The organism is Pseudomonas monteilii, assembly GCA_001534745.1.
GTDB classification, from domain to species: domain Bacteria; phylum Pseudomonadota; class Gammaproteobacteria; order Pseudomonadales; family Pseudomonadaceae; genus Aquipseudomonas; species Aquipseudomonas alabamensis.
Window position 1 is genome coordinate 1,834,364 of sequence record CP013997.1, and the last position, 19,258, is coordinate 1,853,621.

10 protein-coding genes and 1 pseudogene are annotated in these 19,258 nt (G+C 66.1%); 3 read left to right on the forward strand and 8 right to left on the reverse strand.

Annotation, left to right across the window (positions count from 1 at the left end; translation table 11 throughout):
* Positions 1 to 127: 127 nt before the first annotated feature.
* Positions 128 to 2,032 carry an acyltransferase gene (locus tag APT63_08150; protein AMA47822.1) on the forward strand — a complete coding sequence of 635 codons (1,905 nt, stop codon included), beginning with the start codon at positions 128 to 130 and terminating at the stop codon, positions 2,030 to 2,032.
* A gap of 93 nt (positions 2,033 to 2,125) precedes the next feature.
* On the opposite strand, the gene APT63_08155 is transcribed toward APT63_08150, so the two are convergent.
* The gene (locus tag APT63_08155; GenBank protein ID AMA45606.1) at positions 2,126 to 3,511 is read right to left on the reverse strand and encodes a succinate dehydrogenase; all 1,386 of its coding nucleotides are present in this window, start codon (positions 3,509 to 3,511) and stop codon (positions 2,126 to 2,128) included.
* Between the two features lie 104 nt (positions 3,512 to 3,615).
* Between APT63_08155 and APT63_08160 the strand changes: the two genes are divergently transcribed.
* On the forward strand, positions 3,616 to 4,491 hold the full coding sequence (locus tag APT63_08160; protein ID AMA45607.1) for a LysR family transcriptional regulator: 876 nt from the start codon (positions 3,616 to 3,618) through the stop codon (positions 4,489 to 4,491).
* A 347-nt stretch (positions 4,492 to 4,838) separates the two neighbouring features.
* Here the strand turns inward: APT63_08160 and APT63_08165 are convergent, their stop codons facing one another.
* A complete protein-coding gene (locus APT63_08165; GenBank protein AMA45608.1) occupies positions 4,839 to 5,537 on the reverse strand; it encodes a pirin in 699 nt (232 codons plus the stop codon).
* A gap of 219 nt (positions 5,538 to 5,756) precedes the next feature.
* Here APT63_08165 and APT63_08170 point away from each other — a divergent pair, with 219 nt between their 5' ends.
* Positions 5,757 to 8,261: a DNA helicase UvrD gene (locus tag APT63_08170; protein ID AMA45609.1), complete on the forward strand. Its 2,505-nt coding sequence runs from the start codon at positions 5,757 to 5,759 to the stop codon at positions 8,259 to 8,261.
* On the opposite strand, the gene APT63_08175 is transcribed toward APT63_08170, so the two are convergent.
* The 6 genes and pseudogenes from APT63_08175 to APT63_08200 all read right to left on the reverse strand — a co-directional run bounded on the left by APT63_08175 (position 8,233) and on the right by APT63_08200 (position 19,245).
* On the reverse strand, positions 8,233 to 13,062 hold the full coding sequence (locus APT63_08175; protein AMA45610.1) for a hypothetical protein: 4,830 nt from the start codon (positions 13,060 to 13,062) through the stop codon (positions 8,233 to 8,235). The genes APT63_08170 and APT63_08175 overlap by 29 nt on opposite strands.
* A 239-nt stretch (positions 13,063 to 13,301) precedes the next feature.
* Positions 13,302 to 13,628: a hypothetical protein gene (locus APT63_08180; protein AMA45611.1), complete on the reverse strand. Its 327-nt coding sequence runs from the start codon at positions 13,626 to 13,628 to the stop codon at positions 13,302 to 13,304.
* 122 nt (positions 13,629 to 13,750) lie between these two features.
* Entirely contained in the window at positions 13,751 to 14,293 is a 543-nt protein-coding gene (locus APT63_08185; protein ID AMA45612.1) for a gluconokinase, read from the reverse strand.
* A gap of 83 nt (positions 14,294 to 14,376) precedes the next feature.
* Positions 14,377 to 17,618, reverse strand: a pseudogene (locus tag APT63_08190) (histidine kinase).
* A gap of 39 nt (positions 17,619 to 17,657) precedes the next feature.
* A complete protein-coding gene (locus APT63_08195; GenBank protein ID AMA45613.1) occupies positions 17,658 to 18,272 on the reverse strand; it encodes a LuxR family transcriptional regulator in 615 nt (204 codons plus the stop codon).
* A gap of 226 nt (positions 18,273 to 18,498) precedes the next feature.
* Entirely contained in the window at positions 18,499 to 19,245 is a 747-nt protein-coding gene (locus tag APT63_08200) for a precorrin-4 C(11)-methyltransferase (protein ID AMA45614.1), read from the reverse strand.
* Positions 19,246 to 19,258: the final 13 nt, after the last annotated feature.

Here is a 19,258-nt window from a genome sequence, read left to right on the forward strand (position 1 = left end):
GCGTCGTTTACCTGGCGCGATTTGAGCAGGCAATGAATTTGTCGGTGAGTTGACGCCGGGCCCTCAGGCTTGCGTTACCCTTGAGCCACATGTCCACGACATGCCTGTCTCGAGGATGCTCACCGCCATGCAACGCACCGCCTACCGCCCCGACATCGACGGCCTGCGCGCCGTCGCCGTGATCGCCGTTCTGCTGCATCACCTCAACGCCGCCTGGATACCTGGCGGCTTCGTCGGGGTGGACATCTTCTTCGTCATTTCCGGCTACCTGATTACCGCCCACGTGTTTCAGCAGGCTCGCGCCGGGACTTTCTCGCTGCGCCAGTTCTATCAACGTCGGATCAACCGTATCGTACCTGCCCTGGTCACTGTGCTACTGGCCACCCTGGGGCTGGGCGCCGTGCTGTTGTCGCCGGTCGATCTGGAACGCTTGAGCGCCAATGCCCTGTATGCGCTGCTGGGCGTGTCCAACCTGTTCATCTGGCTCAAGTACGGCAACTATTTCGCTGCCGATGCCAGTGAAGCGCCGTTGCTGCACACCTGGTCGCTCGGGATCGAGGAGCAGTTCTACATGATCTGGCCCTTGCTCCTGCTGGCCGTCCTGCGCCTGGCTCCACGGCGCTGGCCATGGCTGCTCGGTATGGGCCTGGCGGCGGCGGTCGGGCTGTCGCAGTACGGCACTGGCCTGTTCGTCACGGCGTCCTACTACCTGTTGCCGACGCGATTCTTCGAGCTGATGCTCGGCGGTTGCCTGGGGATCTGGCATGTCCTGCGGCCGCTGCCCGTCGACCGACGCCAGGCCTGGATCAGCCGCGGGCTGGGCGTCGTGCTGATCGCCGGGTCCCTGGCGCTGATCGGGCCAGGCGTTGCGTTTCCCGGGTTGACGGCGCTGGTGCCCTGCCTGGGGGCGGCCCTGTTGATCCATGCCGGGCACGGCGGGCAACGTGCCTGGCTGTTGGGCAGTCGGCCGCTGGTGTTCGTCGGATTGATCTCCTACTCCCTGTACCTGTGGCACTGGCCGTTGATCGCCTACCTCAACTACCTGGCCGTCCCCATCGACCTGATGACAGGCCTGGGCGTGGTGCTGGTGGCCACGCTGCTGGCCTGGCTGACCTGGCGCTGGGTCGAGCAGCCCATGCGGCAAAGCGGCGCGCGGATCGGATTTGCCAGGGTATTCGCTCGGCGCTTCGCGATGCCGGTGGCAGCGTTGGCATTGCTGATGGGGCTGGTTCAGTGGCAGGGCGGGTTCCCGACGCGCTTCGGACCCACGGTCGAGACTCTCGAGGCCATGACCCTCGAGCGCCCCGCCGACAATCGACGTGGCTGCCATGTGCCGAATGCCTTGTACCGCACGGCCCCCGATGCGCAATGCCGACTGGGCGCACCCAAGGCGCAGCTCGACGGCATTCTGGTGGGGGACTCGTTCGCCAACCACTTCACCGGCATGGTCGACCTGCTGGCACGCCCCGATGGCATCAGCCTCATGGACTACACCATGGATGGCTGTGCGCCGATCCTGGGCTACAACGTCGACATGTCCAGCGTCTACGCCGAGCACTGCGCGCAACGCAATGCCAAGGTCTACGCGCTGATCGAAGCCCAACGCTACCCCTACGTGGTGCTGGCGGGCAGCTGGCCGTCGGACGAGGCGGCGGGTGAGCCGATCGCGGCCAGCCTGGAGCGGGTGGTCAAGAGCACCGGCCAGGTGATCGTGATCCTGAACAACCAGGCGATCGTGGATGCGGCGACCTGCCCGGTACGTCAGTTGATGTTCGCCACCCAGCGGACGTGCGACGCCGCCCAGGCCGCGCGGCCGCATTACTGGGCTGAGTTGCGCGCACGTTTCCCGCAGGTGCGGTTCATCGATCCGAACCAAGTCATCTGTGCCGAGGGGCGTTGCCGCTCGCTGATCGACGGCAAGCTGCTGTACCTGGACAACGCCCACTTGAACGAGATCGGCTCGCGGTACATCGGCAAGACGCTGCTGGAGCGCGGTTATTCGCTGCTGAGCGACCCACCGGCGCGGTCCTGAAGCGACAGGTGCACGGTGCGCGCTTGGCGAAGGCGAACCCCTCAATGAAAAGGGCAGCCCATAGGCTGCCCAGTCACGGTCGGAGCAAAGGGGTCAGACGCGATCCGCCCACACGGTCTGCACGTTGCAGAACTCGCGCACACCGAAGTGCGACAGCTCGCGGCCGAACCCGCTCTTCTTCACGCCACCGAAGGCCACGCGGGGGTCCGAGGCGCAGTAGCCGTTGATGAACACCGCACCGGTGTCCAGGGCCGCGGTCATGCGCTCGGCCAGGGCCAGGTCGGCGGTGTAGATCGTCGAGGCCAGGCCGAAATCGCTGTCGTTGGCCAGCTCCACGGCATGATCGGCGTCACGTGCCGCAGTGATCGCCGCCACGGGGCCGAACAGTTCCTGACGGAACGCAGTCATCGAGGGGGTGACGTCGCCCAGCACGGTCGGCGCGTAGTAATTGCCCACGCCGTCCTGCTTGTGCCCGCCCAGCAGCAAGGTCGCGCCTTCGGCGAGCGACGCCTGCACCTGCCCGTCGAGCTCGTCGCGCAGGTCGAAACGCGCCATGGGGCCGACATAGGTGTCATCCTCCAGCGGGTTGCCGACCTTCAATCGACGCGTGGCCTCGACGAACCGTTGGGTGAATTCCTCGAGCACGCTCTGCTCGACGATCATGCGCTTGGCCGCCGCGCACACCTGGCCGGTGTTCTGGTAGCGACCGATGACCGCGGCCTGCACGGCGGCGTCGAGGTCTGCGTCAGCCAGGACGATGAACGGGTCGGAACCGCCCAGCTCCAGCACGCACTTCTTCAAGGCGGCACCGGCCTGGGCACCGATGGCCATGCCGGCGCGCACGCTGCCAGTCAGAGTGACGGCGGCGATGCGTGGGTCGTTGATCGCACGGGTCACGCCGTCAGCGGTGACGTTGATCACTTCCAGCACGCCTTCCGGCAGGCCGGCCGCCTGGCAGGCATCACGCAGCAGGTAGGCGCTGCCCATCACGTTGGGCGCATGCTTGAGTACGTAGGTGTTGCCGGCCAGCACGGCCGGGACGGCACCGCGCAGCACTTGCCACAGCGGGAAGTTCCACGGCATTACCGCCAGGATCGGGCCGAGCGGACGGTATTCGATGCGGGCTTTTTCCACCTGGGTCGCTTCTGGCGCGAGCATCGCCGGGCCGTGTTCGGCGTACCACTGGCACAGGTTGACGCACTTGGCCACCTCGCCACGCGCCTGGGCGATCGGCTTGCCGATCTCGCGACTGATCATGACCGCAAACGCTTCGGCGTTGGCCTGAATCGCCGCGGACAGGCGCACGAGGTGTTCGCTTCGCTCGGCCAGCGAGGTGCGCCGCCAGGTGTCATAGCCGACCTTGGCCCGTTGCAGCGCCGCGTCCAGTGCAGCGTCGTTCTCGAAAGCGTAGTGCCCGATCTGTTCGCCCGTGTGCGGGTCGACGGAAATGGCATGGGTCTGGCTGGTGATCTGGCTCATGACAGGTGGCTCATCGTAGTGGGCGATGGGTTCAGCGTACGGGGCTATCGCGTTGATGAAAACTGAATAATAATGATTGAAACGTTCACGATTGGAGAATGGCGATGGACTTGGTGCAACTGGAGATCTTCAAGGCCGTGGCCGAGCACGGCAGCATCAGCGCAGCCGCGCAGCAGATCCACCGCGTGCCCTCCAACCTGACCACGCGGATCAAGCAGCTGGAGCAGGACCTGGGCGTCGAGCTGTTCATCCGGGAAAAGCACCGGCTGCGCCTGTCCCCGGCGGGTTGGAATTTCCTGGAGTACACACGGCGCATTCTCGACCTCGTGCATGAAGCGCGATCGACGGTCGCCGGTGAAGACCCGCAAGGCACCTTCGCGCTCGGGTCGCTGGAGAGCACGGCGGCGGTGCGTATTCCAGGCTTGCTGGCGGCCTACAACCAGCGTTACCCCAAGGTCGACCTGGACCTGTCCACCGGGCCGTCGGGCACCATGCTCGAAGGGGTGCTGGCCGGGCGCCTGGTCGCGGCGTTCGTCGATGGGCCGGTGTTGCACCCGACGCTCGAGGGCATGGCGGTGTTCGAAGAAGAGATGGTCATCATCGCACCGCTCAACCACCCCCAGGTCACCCGCGCCCAGGACGTCAATGGCCAGAGCATCTATGCGTTCCGTGCCAACTGCTCCTACCGCCATCATTTCGAACGGTGGTTCGTCTGTGACGAGGCGGTACCGGGCAAGATCCACGAGATGGAGTCCTACCATGGCATGCTCGCCTGTGTCAGCGCAGGCGCCGGGCTGGCGCTGATGCCACGAAGCATGCTCGACAGCATGCCAGGGTGCAGCACCGTCAGTGTCTGGCCCTTGTCGGAAGACTTTCGTCTGCTCAAGACCTGGCTGGTGTGGCGCCGCGGCACGGTCTCGCGCAGCCTGAGCACCTTCGTGGCCTTGCTGGAGACCTGGCGCGACGGTCAGGTGGGGTGACGAGGAGACGGGTAGGGTAGCGGGGACACAGGTGCCGGTGCGACCGTCATCGCGGGCAAGCCCGCTCCCACAGGATGCTGAGCGATCACGCTGCTGCCTGTTTGAAAAAAGTACCTGCTGAGTGATCACGTCACTGCCTGCTTGAAACAGACACCTTTGGGAGCTGGCTTGCCAGCGATGACGTCCGGTTCGTTATCGCCAGCATCGCAGGCAAGCCCGTTCCACACAGGATGCCGAGCAATCACACTACTGCCTGCTTGAAACAGATACCTGTGGGAGCTGGCTTGCCAGCGATGGCGGCTGCACCGACACCGCCCAAGGATCAGCTCACCATGGGCCTGCCCGCCTCAAGCCACATCCACCAGCACCACCTCGCTGTCTTCCAGCGCCTGCACCCGGATGACGCTTTCCTCTTCGATGGCCACGCCGTCACGGGCCTGGGCCAGCAGGTCGTTGACCCTGATCTGACCCTTGGCCGGTACCAGGTAGCCGCGACGTCCCGCCTCGAAGCGGTACTCGATCGTCTCGCCCGCGCGTACGGTAGCCGCCACCAGCCGGGCATCGGCGCGAATGCGCAGGCTGTCGACGTCCTCGGCACGGCCACTGGCCAGGGTCACGAACCCCTCGCCACGCGCGCCCTTGGGGAACGGGCGGGTCCCCCAGGAAGGCGTTTCGCCGGTCCGGTCCGGCATGATCCAGATCTGGAACAACCGCGTGTCGACCGTTTCCTGGTTAAATTCGCTGTGCACGATACCGGTCCCGGCACTCATCACCTGCACGTCGCCTGCTTCCGTGCGACCGTGGTTGCCCAGGCTGTCACGGTGGCTGATGGCGCCTTCGCGCACGTAGGTGATGATCTCCATGTCCCGGTGAGGATGGGACGGAAACCCGCTGCCCGCCGCGATCAGGTCATCGTTCCAGACCCGCAGGTTGCCCCAGTGCATGCGCTGCGGGTCGTAATACTCGGCGAAGGAGAAATGGTGACGGGCGTCCAGCCACCCATGGTCGGCATGCCCAAGACTGTCGAACGGACGAAGATGCAGCATGATGGTGCTCCAGGCAATGAAGGAATAGGTCTAGCGTGCGCGGATTCATCATCTAAAAAAAGCGTAAATAATGGCTCGTTATCATCCATTAAATCGATATGGAGAACGAAGCTTTCGGGTTGTGGTGACCCTAACCCTCTGATCTTTCGGCAAACACTGGCCATTTCACCCGCTTGCCGCCACCATGCAGCCTGATTCGTTTCTTGCTCCGGAGTGACCGTGTCCCTCGACCCTGCCCAGACCCCGCCCGATCTTCTGCCTGTGGCGCAGCTGCCCTGGTTGCGTCGTCTTGCCGCGCGGCTGTTCGGTGGAGGGCTCTCCCGGTTGCGCGCCCAGCACCTCGAGTCCTGGCATCTCGGGCACCACGCCGGGCGGCACGAGGGCCAGGCCGAAGGGCAACGACAGGGATTCGAACACGGCCATCGCGAAGGACTTGAGGCCGGTCGCCAGGTGCTAGTGATCCACGATCACCGCCACCAGGCCCCTGCACGCCCTGGCCAGGACGACCACCTGTTCGACGACTGGCGCCTGCCGATCACCAACGAGCTGAAGAAGCGCTTCAAGGCGGACGTGGCCACGCGCCTGGCAGGTCAGGCGCAGCCCAGTGCCGCCCAATGGAAGATGATCTTCAGCGACACGCCCTCCACCTGCGTGGTGGCCGGGGCAGGGGCCGGCAAATCGACCTCGCTGGTGTTGCGGATCCTGCTGCTGCAGCACTACCTGGGCTATGAGGCCGACGCGATGACCGTGGTCACCTTCACCCGTGAATCGCGCAAGGACTTCATTCAGCGCCTGCGCCAGGTGTTCGCCTGCTGGGACGTGGCGCCAACGCCGGCCCAGGCCCGTGACCTGGTGCGCACCTTTCACTCACGCATCTTGCCCCTGGTGCGCAGCCTGCCTGGGTTCGAGCGCCTGAGCGCGTTCGAGATGCTCGGTAGCCCGACATCGGACACGGAAGCGGCCGACGTCGAGAGCAACCCGTTCGATCTGCGCCTGAACGATGTCCAGCGCCAGCACCTCAATCGCTGCTATGGCCAACTGCTGCACAGCAGCCCGCGGTTCGCCGAACTGGTCGCGTCGCTGCGCCAGGAGGCACTGCAGCTCAAGCCCCTGGATCCCCAGCACCCGGACGTGCAGAAGCGCGTGCAGGTGACGCAGTTGGCAGCCGAGCGTGATGAAGAGCTGTGCGACCTGATCGAAGATTTGTGGTACGCCGCCGGTGCCTGGCCCATTCAGGGCATCGAGCCCTGCCGCGACGTGGTGCGCATCCGCGGCTGTGAGTTTCGTGTGCAGGGGCGTCTGGTCGACTCCGGCGCCTGGGTGATGCTCGGCTTCGATCCGCGCGAGTCGGCCCAGCGCCAGCGCCCCGGCGCACGCCTGTCCGCGCGCGCCGAGTGGGCCGTCAAGCGCACGCTGTTCCAGGCCTTCTGCGACCAGCCCCTGATCTGGCTGGACACCTATGACGCCGCCAAAGGCTTCGAACGCGCCCAGGCAAATGAGGCCGTGGCCGGGCCGGGCTTCGACGTCAGGGTCAAGGGCGAGCTGGCGCCTGCGCCTTTGCTGGATGCATTCGTCGCGGCGGCCGGTTTCATCGAGAACCTGGGGCTGGAAGTCAATGCGGCGGTGGCCGACATGACGTTCCCGGCCGGTGACAGCGATGCGACCTTCTTCGAAGCGTTGGCGCTGTTCTGGACGGCGTTCGAAGACCACCTGCTCGACCAGTCACCGCCGGTGATGACCTACAACCGCATGTTCGCCCTGTTCAGCGAGCGCAATGCGAGCAACCTGCGCCTGCTGCCCGACGCGCTGTTGCGCCCGTTGTCGCACCTGATGATCGACGAGTTCCAGGACGTCTCGCCGCAGATCGTCAGCTGGCTGCGCGCCTGCCTGGTCGAGATCCGCCGCCGAGGGCCGACGCTGCAGATCGGGCGCACCGCGCAGCACAGCTCATTGTTGTGCGTGGGGGACGACTGGCAGTCGATCTACGGCTGGCGTGGCAGCTCGCCGACCTATTTCATGCAGTTTGCCGAACACTTCCGCTCGCCGTCCATGACGCGGGTGATGCTGGTGGAAAACTACCGCAGCCAGCAGCAGGTGATCGACGCCGCTCAGCATCTGGTCAAGGGCGCGCCCGCCGTGCCCGGCAAGAAGGCGCGGGCCAGCGGCGCGGCGGCCGATCTGCCACAGGCACCGGTGCAGGTGCTGGACCGGGACGATGCCGCGCTGGCCGCGTGCCTGACCGAGCACTACCGGCGCGGTGAGAGCATTCTGATGCTGTGTCGAAAAGGCAGTGACAAGGCGGCACTCGAGCCCTACCTGAGCGAGGTGATCGATCAGGAGAACCGCCTGCCGGCGGCCCAGCGCCGCCTGCGCCGCTTGACCTACCACAGCGCCAAGGGCCTGCAGGCCGATGCCGTGTTTCTTCTGGGCGATTGCCAGTACCTGACGAGTTCACCGTACAAGAACCAGGTCTATCGCCTGGCGGGGCTGGGGGAAGCAGGCGATCCGCACGCGTTCGACACCGCGCAGCAGCACGAGGTGCAGCGCCTGGCCTACGTCGCGGTGACGCGGGCAGTCAGGCACTGCTACTGGTTCGTCGAACCGGCCACGGGCGAGGCGGGGCCGCTGGCACGCGCCTCGACCCGGGTCGACGGCACGCAGGCGTGTTTCCAGGACGTGCGTGCCGGGGTGGGGGTCAAGGGTTTGGATCCTGCTCGGCGGTGAGCTGCCCGATCAACGCTTCCACCGCTGCCTGACGCGCGGCGCCGATCCGCTCGACGGCCTGGCGGTAGACCTGCTCGGTGAGCGTCAGACGTCGAAGTTGCCCGGCCGCGTCGAGCGGCGAGTCAGGCAGGACGGCGCGCAACGTCTCGATCACGGGTACCTCCAGCGCGCCCACGGCTGGCACATCGGCGTCCAGGCAGCTTTCCAGGTACTCCAGGGCGGCGTACCAGCGGGCATCCACCGCCTCGAACCGAGCCGCCTCGCGCTGGCGCAGGAAACGTTGCCAGGCCGGCTGGGCGGCGATCCAGCGGCGACGCAGCCGTGCCGTGTCATCTCGGACACGTACCGCTTCTTCGACGTTGAACTGCGTGGTCAGCGATACCTGCGCGGTCTCCCGGTACAGCATGTCCTGACTCGGTTCAGGAAACTCCAGCGTTTCGGCCAGGGCCTGACGCAGCGCCAGCCGAATCTCGATATCGTCCACGCCGCCTTCGAGCAGGTGTGCATCATCGATGTCATCCAGCACATCGAGCGGCGGGAGCGCGCCATCCGCCGGTCCGCCCTCGGCACGTGCGATCAAGGCAGCCTGGCGCTCCAGGCGCGCGGCATGCAGACGGGCGGCCAGTGCGTTCACCTGGTCGCGGCGGAACAGCCGGCGGTAGAAATTGAACAGGTAAGGCCCCGGCAGTTCGCTCGTCGCACTTTCATCGTAGGCCATCACCTCGATCTGCAAGGCACTGAATGCATCGGCCCCGGCATCGCCGCAGGTGGCCGGAAAGTCGCCGGCTATTTCGTTCAGGCGTTCGCGCAGGGTGGTGTCGTCGGCAGCGCGCTGCAACACGTCCCAGACCTGGCGGCGTAGCGACCGCAGGTTGTCGCGCGCCTGTGCCGAGCGCCCGACACGTTCGATGACCTCGCGCAGGTCACGGTGGGCATCGTTCTCGAACAGGTCGTGCCACAGCTGTCGCTGCGAGACGTCGGCATCCTCCAGCCAGTTCACGTGCTCGGTGGGTTCGGCGAACGCTCCGTGCTCGAAGACCGTCACGCCCAGCGCACTCAGCCGTCGTGCCGTCTGCGGCGCCAGGTCGTTGAAGTTGAAGCGCCAGTAGTGTTCGACCGGATCGTGTCGCAGGCGCTGCAGATAAGGCGCCTGGATCAACGTGTCCAGATCCGGTACCTGGCGGATGCGGTTGCCGCTCAGCTCGACCTGTTGCAGTGCAGCATCGGGCCGCTGCATCAGGCTGGACAAGCCTGGCGGCCAGGCGCTCAGCTCGCAGTCGTGCAGCTGCAGAGAGGTCAAATGCGTCAGGGCAGTCAGGTCCGGGGCCAGTTGCAACGGGTTGACCGACAAGTCGAGCGTATGAAGGCTGACCATCTGGCCGATGCTCGCCGCCATGGCAGGCGTCAGCGTGATGCGGTTCAGGCGCAGGTCCAGTACGGTCAAGGGCAAGCGTGCCAGGACCTGCCAGTTGTGTTCGGTCAAGACCAGCAGGTTGCGCCGCAACGACAGTTCGGTCAACGAACGCATGCCGGCCAGCGCTGCCTCGGCCTGCGCCGACAGGTGAACGAGGTTGCTCTCCACCACGCTCAAGGCCCGCAACTGAGGTGCACTGCCCAGGGCCTGGAACAGCGTTTCAGGATCCAGATTGCGGTTGAACGCCACGTGCAGGCGTTCCAGTCGCGCGAAGCTCTGCAGAAAATTCGCCGGTATCGTGTGCAGGTCCAGGCTGCGCAGGCTAAGGCTGCGGATATGGTCGAAGCGCGCGGGCAGGGAAGGCAGCGTGCCGACATTCAGGTCGTCCAGCACCAGGTCGGCGCCGCCTTCTCGACGCCAGGCGCTGTTCAGGCGCTGGCTGAACAGGCGACGGGACTCGCGTGCCTCGCCTTCGGCCGCTTCGGTCCAGCGCAGCAGATCCACCGCTAGCGCATCCTGCTCGTGCTGCAGCGCGACCAACTGATCGCTGACGTTTCCCCGGGTACGCAGGTAGGCCAGTATCGCCTCGCGTTCTGTCGCCGTCAGGCTGGGATAGAGGTCTTGCAGACGGGTACGTTCGTTGCGCCGCCAGCGCATCAGGCGTGGGCGGCCGCTGAGCGGGTAGCCAAGGCGGCCATCGCTCAGGCGCAGGGGGGAGCGAAAGCCAGGCTTGATCGGCTGTTGGCCGAGGAGGCGCGCGGCCCAGGTACGGCGGCTACACGCCATGTCGAACACCTGGTCGACCGTCATACCCGGTTCGGCCTCGCGCAAGGCGGTGGCGAGCGTGTGGGTATCGGCAGTGGCCAATGTGGGTCGATGCAGGCCGAGCAGGGCACGCTCCAGCCGATGACGGGCTTGCAGCCGTCGCGCTTCCTCGGCGATGCGCAGCGGGACGCGTCCTGCCTCGAGCTGCCCCCGCTCGGCCTGACTGGCGGCGTCTGCCAGGGCACGCAGGACGTTGTTCGGCAGGCCCGTGAAGTGTCGGCCTATGGACTGGGCGATCGGGCTTGGCACAGGATGGCGCGCCTCATAGAAGCTGTCGAACAAGGCTTGCCGTTGCGCAGTCAGCGCATCGGCCAAGACCGCTTGCAGGGCCGTCACGCGGTCCGTCGCTGCGGTACCTGCTGGCAGCAGGGCGTCCAGTATCGGGTCGTCAAGCTGTTCGACCACCACCCTCGCCAGGGCGCCACTGGCCAGCTCTTCACGTGTCATCTGTATCCTTGCATCGCCCAGTTGGGGCGCTCGTCCGTACACCACCGACGCCCCCCAGCGCTCGCTGCCCTCGAACAGTTCCAGCACATGGTCCTGCGGCCAGCCGGGCAACTGTGGCAGCAGAGCGGCGGCATGGTTCTTGTGCGTCGGTAGAGGCAGGCCGGCGCGCACCCGCCTGATCAGGTCCTCGACCTCATCGTCGACGCTCAGGCACGTGACCGCGTCGATCAGCAAGGCAGGAGGCGGCTCGGAGGCTATATGGCAGCGGCGCAAATGCGCCTCGTCGGTCTCGCTGACGCGCAGGGCCGCCTGCACATCCTCCTGCGCAAGCGTCCGTACCATCGGATCCAGGCGCCGCGCCAGGGTCATCGGCTCCCAGTCCAGGGGCGTCTCGTGGGCCAGGCGCCAGCCGCGCACGCCGTCATGGACGAATGCCGGTGCGTAGGCGTCGGGATCGCTGGGGTGACGCAGGCGCCAGCGCCCCTGCTGGTCCAGGGTCTGCTCGTACCAGCCATCGTCCAGGTGGACATAGTGGCGAGTGTCGCGCACGTACTGGCCGGCTGCATTGAGCCGTGCATCAGGCGGCACCACCAGGTCGCTGCGATAGGCGCTGACGTCCGGATGCCACAGGCGCGGTTGTTCGTCGATGAACACGCTGTCCATGGCGTCGATGAACCCCGAGGCCTTGATGGCCACCGACACACCGCCTATGGCAGCCATGCCAAGGGCGTTGAGCAGCAAGGACTTCACCTGGCCCAGGGCCTCGGCACGCTGGTCAGCTTCCCACGCCTGCAGGCCGTGAAAGAGGCCATCGAGTACCTGGGCCGCGCTGACCGTCAGCATCACCTGGCCAAGGCCGGGCACCAGCATGGCCGCCACGTTGAGCACATCCAGCCCGCGCTCGAGCCAATGCTCGATCAGCGCTTGACGCGCCTGGGCATCCACCTCGGCAGTGGGCACCACCAGGGTTCTGGCGTCGGCCTTGAGCTTGCGTGTGTAGGCCTTGTACAGCGTCTGCCAGGGCGCGGCGGGCAAGTCGTGCAACTCGGCCCTGACCACCGGGGTGGGTTTCGGCATCCAGACCGTGCCACCCAAATGCTCGCGAGGCTCGAACACGGCCGTTTGCAGGTGCGCCGCCAGCGAGGGCTGTTGCGACAGCGGCGCACAGGCCAGCACGCGATGGCGATAATGCGTTCCTTGCAGATGCTGGGCCAGGTACCGGCCCAGCGCCTGGGCCGACACGAACTCGCGCAGCGGCTCGTCGGTGTTCCCCGGCATGTACAGGATGCAGGGGTTGATCTGGCCAGGCGCTGCACGGCTGAAGACCAGGACCTCGTGCAGCGCAATGCCGAACAGCTCCAGGCGGCTGCAGGTGAGCGGGTGTCCCGCATAGAGCACCGAGGGGGCCTGGTCGCACCAGTGCAACAGCGCCTGCCGCGCCGCCTGGCCGATGCGCTCGCTCAGCGCCGCGGTGTAGAGATCGAGCCGCAGCTGATCGAGGCTGGCCTGGATCCACGCCGTTTCGATCCGGGAGGCGCGTGCTCCGTCGTACACCTCGGCGAGGTGATCCTGGTAGCGCCGCCCCAGATCGAGGTGGCGGCAGACGTCGACGAAACGCCCCAGGCTCAACCCAGGCAGTGGTGTTGCCTCGTGTGGTCCGGCATGCAGCATGCTCAGCGGACCGACTGCCGCCATGCCGCTGAAGTTGTGCAGGGCAGCCTCCAGCAGGCTGCTCGAGCGCGCAGGCCCGTCAGCGGTGACCACCGAGGCGGGCGGCAGGGGAATGCTCGAGGGCGGCAAGGTGGGATCGAGCGGATCGACCACCCAGTCGCTTTCCACCTTGAAGGGCTGGAACACGTACTGCGCGGTATCGACTGGAGTCTCGATGGCAAGGGCATGCTGCAGCAGAGGGGTACAGAACGTCACAGGGTCACGCTTGTCGCCCAGTGCGTCGGCCAAGGCCCGGGCACTGGCATCACGGATGCGCAGTGCGGCGCCGATCAGCCGTCGATCATCCTCCGATGCAATGGCATACCAGCTGTAAGGGGCGCCATGCTCATCCAGGTAAGGGGGATGGGCGGCATCGATCAGGCGCGACGCATCCTGTGGATGCAACCGTCTGGACCAGTCGGGAAAGGCACGTGAGATGCGTGAGGCGTGGAACGCGGAAGGAGAGGTGGGCATGGGGTCGGCTCCGACGAGAGAAACCGGCATTCCATCCCATGGTGTATCTGGATACGTGGTGAATAATCACCACGAGCCATGCCTGCTGACGCGCAAGGCCGCAGGGCAGCTTGCGGTGGGTCGTCGCGCAATGGGCAGGCCAGGGCAGGCCTGCCCATCCCGCGTCATGCTCAAGGCTGGGTGGTGGTGGAGCCGTCGCCGGTGCGAGCGCCATCCAGGTCGCTGTTGCGCTCCGAGCCCGTGCCTTTCTGACCTGGCAAGCCGGGGTTATCGTGCTCCTGGCGAGCCGGTGGGGAATCGGGGCCGTTGCCTTGAATGCGCGAGTCCGGGTTGGTCGGCATGGTGTCCTGGGTCGGGTTCAGGGTGCTGTCCACGCCTGGGGTCGGAGCGCCTTTGTGGGGATCGTCCGGATGGGTCGGGCCGGTGCCGACGGCCATGGCCAGCGGCGAGGCGAGCAGGGCGGCCAGCAGGCAGGTACGGGTCAGGGATCGCTTCATGGTCAAGCTCCTTCGAAGACGCATCGCGTACGACGCACGAATCGATGGCCAGGGTGTCCGGCCGGTTACATGATCATTGGTCTCCAGGCACACGGCACGGGTGCCTTCGGTACGACAGGCGGTCATCGGGCACTGTGGTAGGTGGCCTGCGGAGCGGACTTGAGGGTCAGCCAGGCGTCGACCTGATCGGCCAGGGTCGCGGCAGGCTGCAGGGCATCCAGCACCAGGGTCAGGGGCTCGCCGATTGGCGGCTCGAGCGTGGCGAACTGGCTGTCGATCAGGCTCGGTGCCATGAAGTGGCCCAGCCGCAAGGTCACCCGTTCGCGCGCGGCGGCCCGGCTCAGCTCGAGAAATACGAAGCCCAAGCCTGGCATCGCCTGGCGCAACGTGTCGCGGTAACGACGCTTGAGCGCGGAGCAGGCCAGTATGGGCCGTTCGCCGTTGCGTACTGACACCTGCAGCGCCTCGCCTAGGCGTTCCAGCCAGCCGGCCCGGTCGGCATCCTCGAGCGCGATGCCGGCCTCCATCTTGGCGATGCTCTCGGGGCTGTGATACGCATCGCCTTCGATCATGTGGCCCCCGCTGCGCACCGCAATGGCGGTGCCCACGCTGCTCTTGCCGCATCCTGAAACGCCCATCACCACGATCGCCGTCAGCGAATCCATCCTGCCTCCTGTGAAGGTCGCGTGCCTGTGCGTGCGACAACGGGTGCAGGGCGCGCGTTCCTTGTCAGCGGGCCCCCGTACGCTCAGGTAACCCGTTCGGCTGCCAGCCGCTCCAGGTCTTGCTGCAGGCTGCGTACTCGCGCTTGCAGTCCCTTCAGCGCCACGATGTCCCACGGCAGGGGGCTCTGTTCGAGGGCTTCGCAGTCAGCCACCACGCCACGTGCCCGGATCATCTTGGCCCCCCTTTGATCCGATGGACCAGCGCACGCGCCGCCTCGGGGTCCGGCGTGTCGCCCAGTCCCAGCAGGGCCTCCAGGTCCTGGGCGTTGCTCTGGGCCAGTTGCTGGACCAGGCGCAATTCCAGGTGACGATCACCCTGGGTCAGGTGGCGCAACTCGTTCAGGTCAAAGCCGCTGGGCCTGGCGTCGGTGGGGGCTGAGGTGCCAGGCTCGAGGGGCGCGTCTGTCGCTGCGACCGTCGGCAGATGCAGACGCAGCGTTTGCAGACCGACAGGCTTGAACAGGCAGTCGTCCATGCCACTGTCGAGACAGCGCTGGCGCTCTTCGGCCTGGGCATTGGCGGTGATGCCCAGGATCCGGCAGGGCGCACGGCCCTGTTCACGCTCCAGCGCCCGCAGGCGTCGCGTCAAGGCATGACCATCGAGCGCCGGCATGGCGACGTCGGTCAGGACCACGTCGAACAGCTCGGACTGCCAGCGCGCCAGGCCTGCCTGGCCATTCTCGGCCACGGCCACACGGTGACCCAGGCTGGTCAGTTGCTTTTCCAGCAGCATGAGGTTGGCCGGGTAGTCATCGATCACCAGGACGTGCAGCGCCCGCGCGTCCGCAGGGCCCGGTGCCGCCTCCATCGCAGGTGCAGGCACGACCGGGGAGGCCGGTTCCAGCACCAGCCGCACGTCGATCTGGGTACCCTCGCCTGGCGCACTGCGCAAGTCCAGGCTGCCGCCCATCAGCTCGCACAAGGTACGACTGATCACCAGGCCCAGCCCGGCGCCTTGATGCGCCCCGGGCTGCTCGACCTGGGCGAACACCGCGAACAGACGTGCCTGGTCAGCCTGGCTGATGCCGATACCGGTGTCGCGCACCTGAAGATGAACCCTCAACGCCTGGCCCTCCAGCGCGTCCTGCACATCGAGGTACACCTGCACCTGGCCCTGAGGCGTGAACTTGATCGCATTGCTCAGCAGGTTGGACAGCACCTGGCGCACGCGCAGCGGGTCGACCATCACCCACGCCGCCAGCGGTGGCCGGTTGACGGTCAACTGCAGGCCTTTGGCCCGCGCACTGACGGTAAAGACCTGGGCGGTCGACTCGACCAGCTTGACCAGATCGGTCGGCACCGGGTGCAGGTCCATGTGCCCGGCCTCGATCCGTGAAATGTCGAGGATGTCGCCGATCAACCCCAACAGACCCATGGCCGAGTCGTGCGCGGTCTGCAGGGCGCGTCGATCGGTGCGGCCTTGTTCGTGCTCCTGCAATGCCATCTCCAGCAGGCCGATGACCGCGTTCATCGGCGTGCGGATCTCATGGCTCATGATCGCCAGGAAGCTGCTCTTGGCGCGATTGGCCTGTTCGGCGCTGTTCTTGGCCTGCCGCAATTGCTCGAGCAGGTCCCGGCTCAGCGACAGCTGGTTCTGCAACGCGTGTTCGGCCGCCGTGCGCTGCTGGATCAACGTGCGCAACCAGGTGTTCCACAGCAGCACGCCGATCAGCAGCAGGCCTGACAGGACCAGCACCCACAAGGCCAGCGTGCGGTAATCGTGCCAGGGGTTGGCATTGACCAGGGCCGTGCTGCGCCAGGGGCCGAACAGGGCATCGAGCTCTTCAGGGGACGTGCCAAGCAGCGTCTTGTCCAGGATCGAACGCAGGGTCGGCTGTGTCGGCCCCACGGCGAAGGCCGCAGTGGCCGGCTCGTCGCCATACAGCGAGGCGATCTGCAGGCGTCCCTTGAACAGGCGACCGATGAGGTAGCTGGCATTGACCTGCGAACTCAAGGTCGCATCTGCCTTGCCAGTGGCCACCGCCTCGAACATGCGCAACGGGTTTTCCACCTCCACGACACGGGCGCTAGGGTGACGGGCCAGCAGCGCGTCCTTGAGCGGTGAGCCACGCAGGAGCGCCACCCGTTGTCCGGCCAGTGTCGTCTCGGACAGGGCCGTGCCGGTCCGGGTGACCACCACGCGCGGGCTGACCAGGTAAGGGCGTGTGTACAGCAGGCGCGAGGCCCGATCATCGCCATAGCCCAGTGCACCGATCACCTCGGCCTCGCCGCGGGCCACCTGCTCGACCATGGTTTGCACCGAGTCGCGTGCCTCGATCTCGAAACGCAGGCCTGTACGACGACCGATGTGCGCCAGCAAGTCGACGGTCATGCCGTTCAGGCGTCGATCTTCGTCTTCCAGGGCCAGCGGCGGCAGCGTGGGGGTCATCAGGACCTTGACCGTCGGGTGCGCGGCGATCCAGCGGCGTTCCTGTTCGGTCAGCGTGGCCGCGTGCTGCTCGAGCAGGGTACGCGTGGTACCACTGGTCCAGCGTCGCAGGATGTTGAGGCGTTCGCTGTCACCGATGGCCTGCAGCGCCTGGTCGAGCAGCCGAAGCAAGGTCGCCTCGCGGCGGTCCACGGCAAAGGCGAAGGACTCGCGAGGCGTCTGCACGAAGTGGTCGATGCGCAATTGGCCCAGGTAGTTCTTGGTGATCATGAAATCGCTGCTGATGACATCGCCCAGGTAGGCATCGGCCTGCCCGAACAGCACGGCCGACAGCCCGGCAAGGGTCGAGCTGACCGGCATCAAGCTCGCCTCGGGGTAGAGCGCACGCACCCGTTCCTGGGGCAGGTAGTGGTCGACCATCGCCAGGCGCAGTCCAGCCAGCGTGTGCCCTGTGCCCAGGGGGCGAGCGGGGGTGCTGACGATCACGGGCAGGTCATCGGCATAGGCCTGGCTCAGGGCCAGATCGGCATCCGCGGCCTCGAAACCGTTGGAGCTGCCCAGCAGGTCGATCTGGCCGGCGTGCAAGGCCGCAAGCGCCTGTCGGCGGTCATCGAAGCGCCGCACCTGGATCGGGATGCCGAGCAGTTGGCTGACCAGGCCGGCGTAGTCGGCGCTGATGCCTTCGTAGTCGAGGGGGCTGACATTGATGTCGAAGGGCGGGTAATCGGGTCTTGAGCTACCCAGGATCAAGGCTTTGCGCTGCGTCAGCCACTGCCGGTCGGCTTCGCGGATCGACAGCGGTTGGCTGACGCTGAGTGAACGTGACAGCAATTGACGTGGTTCGGATGCATGGGCCCCGGTGGCGTATCCGCCCATGAGCACGCACGTGATCAACAGGATCAGGGCGTTCAAGGCTCAGGCGACCTGGTTGCGCTTGGCCAGGTCGACCATTTCCACCAGCGATTCGGTCTTGAGCTTTTCCATGATGCGCCCGCGATAGGTGCTGATGGTCTTGGCACTCAGGTTCATGCTTTCGCCGATGCTCTTGTTGTTCTCACCGCGTGACAGGCGTCGCAGGACTTCCATCTCGCGGTTCGACAGATAGCCCAGGCGCACGGTCTCGCTTTCCAGCGTGTGGCTGTTGACCGACAGTTGCGGGAAGGTCGAATAGCCCTTGACCATGGCCTTGAGCGCGAAGATCACCGAGTCGAGGTCTTCGTTCTTGTTGACGAACGCCGCGATGCCGGCATCCAGGCAGCGTCGCACGAACAGGTCGGCCGGTTGCCCGCTGAGCACCATGATGCGCGGCGGTGCGTCGAACAGTTTCAGGCGCTTGATCACCTCCATCCCATCCAGGCCTGGCATGCCGATGTCCAGGATCACCACGTCCGGGGCGAGGCGACGCGCCATCTGCACGGCGTCAGTGCCATTTTCCGCCTCGCCCACCACGATGAAGCGTTCACGTTCGAGCAACATGCGCAAGGCCAGACGTACCGTAGGATGGTCGTCCACTATCAATACAGTTGTCATCAGAAACTCCTGCTAGAAATGGGTCCGATTTCCTACAGCCGTAGGAACCGTTCTGTCAGCAAAAGCCGACAGCGGCGGCACAATACGTGGAACATCAGGGGGTTCGTAATAGGCAGTATAGGGGTGTGGAAAAAAGCAGACAGAGTTGTTGAGAATTCCTACATCGCCTTTTGAAGTGGGCGATGTGAACGGGGCATTCAGGCCATGGGCGCTTCGGACCGAAGGGTCAAGGTCTGTACAGATGCGCATGCCCGGCCCGGTACAGCGCCGACTCGGCAAACGGCGCATCCCCCAGCACATGCCCCACCAGAATCAAGGCCGTGCGCCGGAAGCCCTTGGCGTCCACCTGCGCCACGATATCTGCCAAGGTGCCGCGCACCCAGTCCTGGTCGGGCCAGGTGGCGCGGTGCACCACGGCCACCGGGCAGTCGGCCCCGTACGCCGGCAGCAGCTCGTCGACGATGCGCGGCAGGTTGCGTACGCCCAGGTGAATGGCCAGGGTGCTGCGGTGCCGGGCCAGGTCGGCCAGAGCTTCGCCTTCAGGCATGGGCGACGTATCGCCGTAGCGGGTGAGGATGACCGTCTGGGCGATGTCCGGCAGGGTCAGCTCGCAGCCCAGCAACGCCGCGCTGGCGGCGGTGGCGGTCACGCCGGGGATGATCTGGTAGTCGATGCCCAGGGCACGCAGGTGCCGGATCTGTTCGCCGATGGCACCATACAGGCTGGGGTCGCCGCTGTGCACCCGCGCCACGTCCAGGCCTCGGGCATGGGCGTCGGCGATGGCGTCGATGATCTGCGTCAGGTGCAGCTCGGCGCTGTTGATCACCTGCGTGGCCCGGTGACCGTCGAGTACGCCAGGCGGCACCAGCGAGCCGGCGTAGATGATCACCGGGCACTGGCGAATGAGGCGCTGGCCCTTGACCGTGATCAGCTCGGGGTCGCCTGGGCCGGCGCCAATGAAATACACCGTCATGCGGGATCCTTGC

What these genes read in the sequence shown, in the direction of transcription:
- APT63_08200 (AMA45614.1), bottom strand. Translation starts at nt 19,245, where the DNA reads ATGACGGTGTATTTCATTGGCGCCGGCCCAGGCGACCCCGAGCTGATC.
- APT63_08155 (AMA45606.1), bottom strand. Translation starts at nt 3,511, where the DNA reads ATGAGCCAGATCACCAGCCAGACCCATGCCATTTCCGTCGACCCGCAC.
- APT63_08185 (AMA45612.1), bottom strand. Translation starts at nt 14,293, where the DNA reads ATGGATTCGCTGACGGCGATCGTGGTGATGGGCGTTTCAGGATGCGGC.
- APT63_08165 (AMA45608.1), bottom strand. Translation starts at nt 5,537, where the DNA reads ATGCTGCATCTTCGTCCGTTCGACAGTCTTGGGCATGCCGACCATGGG.
- APT63_08150 (AMA47822.1), top strand. Translation starts at nt 128, where the DNA reads ATGCAACGCACCGCCTACCGCCCCGACATCGACGGCCTGCGCGCCGTC.
- APT63_08195 (AMA45613.1), bottom strand. Translation starts at nt 18,272, where the DNA reads ATGACAACTGTATTGATAGTGGACGACCATCCTACGGTACGTCTGGCC.
- APT63_08160 (AMA45607.1), top strand. Translation starts at nt 3,616, where the DNA reads ATGGACTTGGTGCAACTGGAGATCTTCAAGGCCGTGGCCGAGCACGGC.
- APT63_08180 (AMA45611.1), bottom strand. Translation starts at nt 13,628, where the DNA reads ATGAAGCGATCCCTGACCCGTACCTGCCTGCTGGCCGCCCTGCTCGCC.